This window comes from Clostridium sp. DFI.5.61, assembly GCF_024462915.1.
Classification (GTDB): domain Bacteria; phylum Bacillota; class Clostridia; order Oscillospirales; family Oscillospiraceae; genus Lawsonibacter; species Lawsonibacter asaccharolyticus.
This window is the reverse complement of sequence record NZ_JANGBZ010000010.1, coordinates 83,718-91,020: the sequence shown is the minus strand read 5'-3', so window position 1 is coordinate 91,020 and position 7,303 is coordinate 83,718. Positions and strand designations below refer to the sequence as shown.

6 protein-coding genes are annotated in these 7,303 nt (G+C 56.6%); 4 read left to right on the top strand and 2 right to left on the bottom strand.

Features of this window, described 5'->3' with window-relative positions:
- A partial coding sequence (locus NE584_RS07430; RefSeq protein ID WP_256182555.1) for a hypothetical protein occupies positions 1-3,067 on the top strand: 3,067 nt, incomplete at its 5' end.
- 83 nt (positions 3,068-3,150) lie between these two features.
- On the opposite strand, the gene NE584_RS07425 is transcribed toward NE584_RS07430, so the two are convergent.
- Entirely contained in the window at positions 3,151-3,570 is a 420-nt protein-coding gene (locus tag NE584_RS07425) for a hypothetical protein (RefSeq protein ID WP_256182553.1), read from the bottom strand.
- A gap of 376 nt (positions 3,571-3,946) precedes the next feature.
- Between NE584_RS07425 and NE584_RS07420 the strand changes: the two genes are divergently transcribed.
- From NE584_RS07420 to NE584_RS07410, 3 genes are read left to right on the top strand one after another with little or no spacing between them, the layout of a single operon-like run.
- On the top strand, positions 3,947-4,312 hold the full coding sequence (locus NE584_RS07420; protein WP_077138677.1) for a cupin domain-containing protein: 366 nt from the start codon (positions 3,947-3,949) through the stop codon (positions 4,310-4,312).
- Between the two features lie 30 nt (positions 4,313-4,342).
- Positions 4,343-4,831, top strand: coding sequence for a TRAP transporter small permease (locus tag NE584_RS07415; protein ID WP_050622819.1), 489 nt, complete (start codon positions 4,343-4,345; stop codon positions 4,829-4,831).
- 2 nt (positions 4,832-4,833) lie between these two features.
- Complete coding sequence (locus NE584_RS07410; protein ID WP_050622820.1) at positions 4,834-6,126, top strand: TRAP transporter large permease; 1,293 nt, start codon at positions 4,834-4,836, stop codon at positions 6,124-6,126.
- Here the strand turns inward: NE584_RS07410 and NE584_RS07405 are convergent.
- Positions 6,076-7,125 (bottom strand): LysR family transcriptional regulator, encoded by a 1,050-nt coding sequence (locus tag NE584_RS07405; protein WP_256182549.1) that lies wholly within the window; start codon positions 7,123-7,125, stop codon positions 6,076-6,078. The genes NE584_RS07410 and NE584_RS07405 overlap by 51 nt on opposite strands.
- Positions 7,126-7,303: the final 178 nt, after the last annotated feature.

Sequence of the window (7,303 nt, the reverse complement as noted above, 5' to 3'; positions counted from 1 at the left end):
GGTCCGGATGCTGGACAAGGACGAGATCATCACCGTCCCCAACACCCCCGACTACATCTACACCAACGGCACTGATGAGTCTGACGTGTATGCTGATCTGGGTGCTGCCGTGTGCAATGACGCCCGCGGCCAGCAGGCTGACGAGGAGTACACCTGGACTGCCTTCATCAACGGTGAGGAGCAGGATGATGAGATCATCCCCGGGAAGAATGTTGATGAGAAGTGGGAGTACACCGACAAGGGCGCTGTCGTGGAGATTTACATCGACGACTACACCCTGGACGTGACCGTGGTGGAGATCAACTACTACCTGGGCGAGGTCTCCAACGTGAAGACCGATGATGACGACGCTGACTACATCACCGTCCGCGCTCTGTCTGAGGAACCCAGCCTGGACGACAACACCTTCTACACCACCGATTTTGCTGAGGACGACTATGTGGTCTTCACTGTGGACTTCAACGAGGACGAGGACTTCTACATCTGCGAGCTGATGGCCCCCGAGACCGTCACCGGCCAGGTCACCCGCGTCCAGAATGAGGACAACAGCGAGAATACCTATGTGCGTCTCAGCGGTGATGACGGCAAGTACTACTACACCGCTCTGGATACCCACATGGTCTATGATGTGAGCGATCCTTCCTGGGGCGATAAGCACCCCGAGCTGAACGTGGAGTACGTTCTGTATCTGACCCCCGAAGGCTATGTTCTGGGCTTTGAGCCCGCTGAGGAGTCCATCGATCAGTACCTGTATGTGGACGACTCCGACGAGGAGCTGAAAGACTGGGTGGCCCGCGTGTACCTGCCCGACGGCACCACCGCCAAGGTGGACGTGAAGAGCAAGGTCCGCGACCTGCCTGAGCTTGAGGCCGGCGACTTCTGGCCCACCAACTTCAACTCCAATGGCTTCGATGCCGATGACGAGATCCAGTGGGTCAAAAAGGACGAGAAGACCGTCAGCGGCATTGACAACCTGATCTGGAAATACTCTGTGAGCAATTCTGACGTGTACACCCTGACCTATGCCGAGGATCAGTACTACTATGACGGCGCTGAGATTCACAACGGCAAGGCCTACATCGACGCCGGCGACGAGGACTTCAAGCTCATCGTGGACCGCAAGACCATCTTCGTGGATGTGAACGGCGAAGTGGCCTATACCGGCTATGACGAGGTCCCCAATGTGGAGAACGCCGAGATCGCCTATGTCCTGGACGGCGACAACAACGAGAAGGCGGATGGCAAGATCGCCGAGGTCGTCTTCATCCTGGACGGCGAGATCTATGACGACAACGCCACCTATTTCGTCCTGGCCGACACCGACCGCGAGTCCGGCGACTATGACGATGACGACTACTACTGGGAGTATGAGAACGCCTATGTGGACGGCCAGAAGCAGAGCGTGTTCGTGACCTATGACGCCGTGAACGATCTGTACGGCAGCCCCAGAACTGTCCTGAAGGAAGGCGTGCTCTATAAGGCCACCCAGACCATCGAGGACGGCCAGTACATCTCCAAGCTGGAGGAGGCCGCCGCTAAGGTGAGCGGCGAGCCCACTGCCGTCGGCGACAATGCCTTCTGGATCGACGATGCCAACGATAAGGAGCACAAGTTCGACACCGACGAGGAGACCATCTATGTCACCGTCCGCAAGCTGGTGGACGTGAAGGGCAATGTGGAGTGGAAGATCGACGATGGTGACATCGACGATCTGAAGGACCTGAAGTCCGACAAGAACACCACCTACTCCGCCAAGGATGCCTGGGTCATGAAGACCGTTGATGACGAGACTGCCCGTCTGGTGTACATCTTCTGGACTGAGACCGAGAAGGGCGACACCCGCGATATCACCTTCACCGGTTCCGACTTCACTGTGAAGTCCGAGTCCGCCACCACTTCTGTGGACGGCAAGGTGGCCACTGTCAACGACAAGGGCATGGATGCCAAGTTCTCTATCAGTGCTGCTGACGGTTATGACCTGGTCTCCGTGAAGCTGGAAGACGGCACCGTGCTTACAGCCAAAGACGGCGTCTACACCATCAAGAACGTCACCAAGGACATGAAGGTCGAGGTGACCACCAAGGCCATCGTGAAGGCTGACGGCACTGTGACTCTAAACGGTGACGGCACCATCACTGTGACCTACGAGGGCGAGATGCCCGCTCTGGAGGCGGCCATTGCGGCCATCGAGAAGAAGCTGGCTGACGAGGGTTACAAGAACGTGACCATCAGCAAGGCCGGCTCCACCTATACCTTCAGCGGCCAGGATAAGCTGGGCTATGACAGCAAGTTCACCTGGGATGTCGACACTGATCTGGTCGAGGTCATCACCTACACCCTGAACGGAAAAGAGACGACCGCTCCCGCAGGCGAGACGATCACGTACACTTCTAACTGGATCGTGGTGAACGGCGAGGGTGTTAAGACTGATGTCATCCCTGAGGCTGGCGATGTGATCCTGACCAACCAGATCAAGATCACCGAGGACACTGAGGTGACCTTCATTGCCTCTGGCGAGAAGTACACTGTGAAGGGCACCGACGACGGTTCCACCTACGCTAAGGTCGACGCAAATTATGTTAAGTATGGTGACGAGACTATAGCTCTGACCGCTGACACTGTCGTGACTGACGGCTATGTGTCTGTAACAATCGATGATGCTGAAGCTGTTTACAAGACGACTGGTGATGCCGATGTTGACAGCCTGAAGGGTACCGGCACCGGCTACGTAATCAACGATGTGTATGCCGCTGGTGATACCTGGACTGTGGACGTCAGCAAGGGCGACGTGGTTATCAAGAGCGGCTATGTTAAGGTCACCTATGCTGAGGGCAGCAACGTGACTGGTCCTGCCTATGTGGAAGATGATGCAACTGAGGTTGAAATCTCTTACACTGTTTCTGGCCTGCAGGCTGGTGATCCTGTGACTGTCAACTTTGGTGGAACTAACGTCACCAGTAGCCAGCAGGACTCCTTTACCGCTGTTGCGACTGAGATGACCCGCAACTTCGACCTGCAGATTGATGCTGCCGGTACCGATGTTGTGGACATTACCGCAACCATTTGATGGATAGGCGTATTTCTTGAAAATCACCCCATCTATTTGAAGAGCACCCCCGGGCCGAAGCCCGGGGGTGCTCTTATTACGGCTCAGGCATCCGCGTCCAGCAGGGCCAGCAGGGTGTAGCGCTCCCCGGCAGCGTTTGCGGCAAGCACCGGGTCGTCATTGGCCAGTTCCCAGCTCACGGTGCTGCCCTCCCATACAGCCCGGGATTTGTTGTCCACGTTCCCGTACCGCAGATAGATGTAGGATTCCCCCTGGATCGCACACAAAAAGGTCACGATCCCGCCCATGATCAGCACCGCCGCCGGCCTGTGGGGAAAGGTGAAGCTGCGGCCGCCGCTCCCCGTCCCCGTATAGGTGAGCATGTAGAGCTGGCAGTTGCGCGCTCTCAGCTCGTGGAGGGCCCTGTCGATCCTGGCGTTGTCCGCATTGAACTCGGTGCGCAATACCTGGTCCCGGCCCTCCCATTGATTCAGCTCATAATACTGTGTCTGTCCGCTTGCCATAAAAATTCCCTCCTGTTCTGACTGGGCCCGTCATATCCGGGCCCGTTCAAAACCGGAGGGAAACGCTGTTTTGTGAGATGTTTTGATACAAATTATGGAAGCTTGGCAGAACTATGCCCAGCTTACCTCCGCGGATACAGCACACCTTGGGCACTTTGCGGGTCATGCGCTGGGCGTCCCACCGCCGCCCTATCCACACCCCTGCTGATATGGCGGGACGCCCTCTCAAAACGCATGGTCAAAAGCAATAGATGCTATGTGATATTGGTATTTGCCTTTTGTGCAGGTTTCTCGGATAATACAAGTACAAGACAGGCCGTTGGGAGGTGACACTGCCGCTGGACCCTCCCAGGGGAAAACGACGGGAGGTAACGGCATGAAAGTAATCGATCCATTTTTAGATGGAGAAGGAGTCTGGCAGGGGGACAGTCCCGGCACGATGCGCAAGCGATTCCAGTGCTTTGGCATCAAAAACTCGGTGGACTTCTGTTCCAATGTCACAGTGTACGCACCTGGAGAGGGGAGCGTGTTCCACAACCACCCCTCCTCTGAGGAGCTGAGCTATGTCATCAGCGGCTCCGGTGTGATCCAGGACATGGAGCAGAATGTGAAGGCCCATATCGATCAGGGAAAACTGATCCTGATAGACCGGGGTGAGATCCACCGGATCTTCAATGACGGAAGGGCGCCGCTGATCGTCCTTCTGGTCTGTACGGCGCACACTCCCATGCCGGAGGGCTGACCTGCACACAAGGAAATGAGGAGGTATAAAATGAAACTGCTGAAAAAAATCGACAAGAATCTGGAACGCTGGGTCATGTTTCTCCTGCTGGCGGGTATGACGCTGGTGCTGGGTATCCAGATATTCTGCCGCTTCGTGCTCAACAACTCGCTGACCTGGTCGGAGGAGCTGGCCCGCTTCATGTTTATCTGGAGCACCTTCCTCAGCATAGGGTTCTGTCTGAAGGAAGGGATCTCCCTGAAGATCGACACTCTGATCTCCCTCTTCCCCAAAAAGGTACAGGCGGTCATCCTGCTGTTGGGAGACGTTGTGATGACAGTCTTTTTCCTCTATCTGCTCCCCAGTGCCTGGGAGTTCGCCTACGCTTCAGTGGAAAACGGCCAGACCAGCGCCGCCTGCGGGATACCTATGTATTTTGTCCAGGGCTCCCTGATGGTGGGCTTTGCGCTGGCCGCATTCCGGGCGGCTCAGGGGGTATGGAGCAACCTGCGCACCCTGCTTCAGAAAGGAGATGAGTGAGTATGTCAGCCGTGGTCCTTTTTGTCCTGTTTTTTGTCATCCTGCTCTTCGGCCTGCCCATCTCGGTCACCATGGGCATCAGCTCCATCCTGCCCTGGGTCGTGGACAACACCTTCGCGGCCAATCTGGTCATGGTCCTGCGGCAGATGATGAGCGGCGTCAACAGCCTGACTCTGCTGGCCATCCCCATGTTTATGCTGTCCGGCACCATTATGGCCCGGGGTGGCATCTCCAAAAAGCTCTTTGACGTCTTTACTTATTTCGTGGGCAATGTGATCGGCGGCGTGCCCTGTGCCGTCATCATCACCTGCCTGTTCTACGGGGCTATCTCCGGCTCCGCCCCTGCCACAGTGGCGGCTGTGGGCGCCATGACTATCCCGGTCATGGTCAACCTGGGCTATTCCAAAGAGTTTTCCACCGCTGTGGTCACGGTGGCCGGCGGCCTGGGCTGCATCATCCCCCCCAGCATCCCCTTTGTGCTGTACAGCACCTCGGCGGGCACCTCCGTGGGCGATATGTTCATTGCCGGCATCGTGCCGGGCCTGCTGCTGGGCGGCCTGCTGATGATCTATGCGGTCTACTACTCCGCCCGCAGAGGGGAGGACCGGGTGCGCATCAAGGCGGTGATGGGGGAGCTGAGGGGACAGGGATTCCTCCGGCTGTTCCTGGACAGCTTCTGGGCGCTGCTCACCCCGGTCATCATCCTGGGGAGCATCTACGGCGGCATCGCCACTCCCACTGAGGCGGCGGTGATCTCGGTCTACTATGCCCTGTTCGTCAGCGTGTTCATTTATAAGACCATCAAGGTCTCGGAGATCCCCGCTGTTTTTATGGAGTCTCTGAAGACGATCGCCCCCATCCTCTTCGTGCTCTCCGCCGCCGTCTCCTTCGGACGCGTGCTGGCCCTGATGAACGTGCCGCAGATGGTGGGTGCTTGGATCACATCCTCCTTCTCCAGCAAGTGGACGATCCTGCTGGTGGTCAACATCTTCCTGCTCTTCGTGGGCATGGTGATGGACGCCGCCCCGGCCATTCTGATCCTCACGCCTATCCTGGCGCCGGTCATGACCGCCATCGGGGTGGATCTGGTCCACTTCGGCATCATGATGGTGGTGAACCTGGCAGTTGGCTTTGTCACTCCTCCCGTTGGGATCAATCTGTTTGTCGCCAGCTCCATGACCAAGATCCCGGTGATCCGGATCGCAAAGGTCTCGCTGCCCTTTACCATACTGTTTGCCATCGGCCTAGTTCTGATCGTGATCTTCCCACAGATCTCGCTGTGCCTGATCCGCTGACTTCTGTTTCCTCTTCTCTTGCAGAAAGACGCTGCCCACTCTCCCCGGGCAGCGTCTTTCTGCTTTTCTATATATGCGGGACATCGCGCCCCTGTGCTGTGGGAACGGTTCAGGAGGGAAGCTCGCCCACCCGGCCCATAATGTAGTCCCGAAAATTTTGACCACTGGCCGCAGGGTCTCCCCCTTGGGCCAGCACATGAACATGGGGCGGTGGAGCTCCGAATTCTCCAGCGTCAGGGGGACCACATCGTAGATGCTCAGCTCTGTCATTCTGGGCATGAGGGCCACGCCCAGACCAGAGGCTACAGCACTGGCCATCACCTTTTCCGTGTCCACCTCCTGGATGATGTTGGGGGTGAGCTGAAACCGGCGGAAGACGTCGTCTATCCAGTACCGGGTCCCGCAGTTATAGGTATAGGAGACCATGGGCTCCCGAATCAGATCCTGGAGCTTCACGCTCCCGCGCAGAGCCAGGGGATGGCGGCTGGAGACCACGGCGACGATCTCCTCGTCAAAAATGTGAAAATATTCCAGTTGGTCGCTGTCCATTCGGGCGCCGAACCCCAGGTCGAGAGTCCGGTTGGCAAAGGCGTCAATGATCTTTGCCGCCTGCTTTTCACTGAACTCAAACTGGATGGCCCGGTTGTCCTCATTTTCGTAAAAGCCCTTGATCATATTGGGGATAAAGCGGTTGCTCACGGTGTAAGCCAGGGCAATGCGGATCTTGCCCATGTTGGGGTTGAGCATGTTTTTCAGCTCCTGGTTGGCCAGCTCCAGCTCCGCGGTGATCCGGTCCACATGGATCAGGAACTGCTTTCCGTATTCTGTGATATCAATATTCCGCCCCACCTTGAAGAAGAGAGGGACGCCCAGCTCACGCTCCAGATCCCCGATGGAATGGCTCAGGCTGGATTGGGCGACCAGGAGCTGTTCTGCGGCTTTGGTATAGTTTTTCAGCCTGCTGATGGCCTGAAAGTAATACAGCTGCTGAAGATTCATGTCAGCGGTCCCTCCCCGGAATTTGGGTCAAATTTTGTCTAAAATTATTATAGCACCCCTTTTTCCACAGCGTCAAGACAGGAAAAAGTCCCAAAAAGAACCAAAAAGAAAGGTATGTTCAAAACCGATCTCTGGTATGTGATACCGGTATTGGAATTCTGAAAAGGGCTCTGATAAG

Coding starts and splice junctions, on each gene's coding strand:
- NE584_RS07425 (WP_256182553.1), bottom strand. CDS start 3,570: ATGGCAAGCGGACAGACACAGTATTATGAGCTGAATCAATGGGAGGGC.
- NE584_RS07420 (WP_077138677.1), top strand. CDS start 3,947: ATGAAAGTAATCGATCCATTTTTAGATGGAGAAGGAGTCTGGCAGGGG.
- NE584_RS07415 (WP_050622819.1), top strand. CDS start 4,343: ATGAAACTGCTGAAAAAAATCGACAAGAATCTGGAACGCTGGGTCATG.
- NE584_RS07410 (WP_050622820.1), top strand. CDS start 4,834: ATGTCAGCCGTGGTCCTTTTTGTCCTGTTTTTTGTCATCCTGCTCTTC.
- NE584_RS07405 (WP_256182549.1), bottom strand. CDS start 7,125: ATGAATCTTCAGCAGCTGTATTACTTTCAGGCCATCAGCAGGCTGAAA.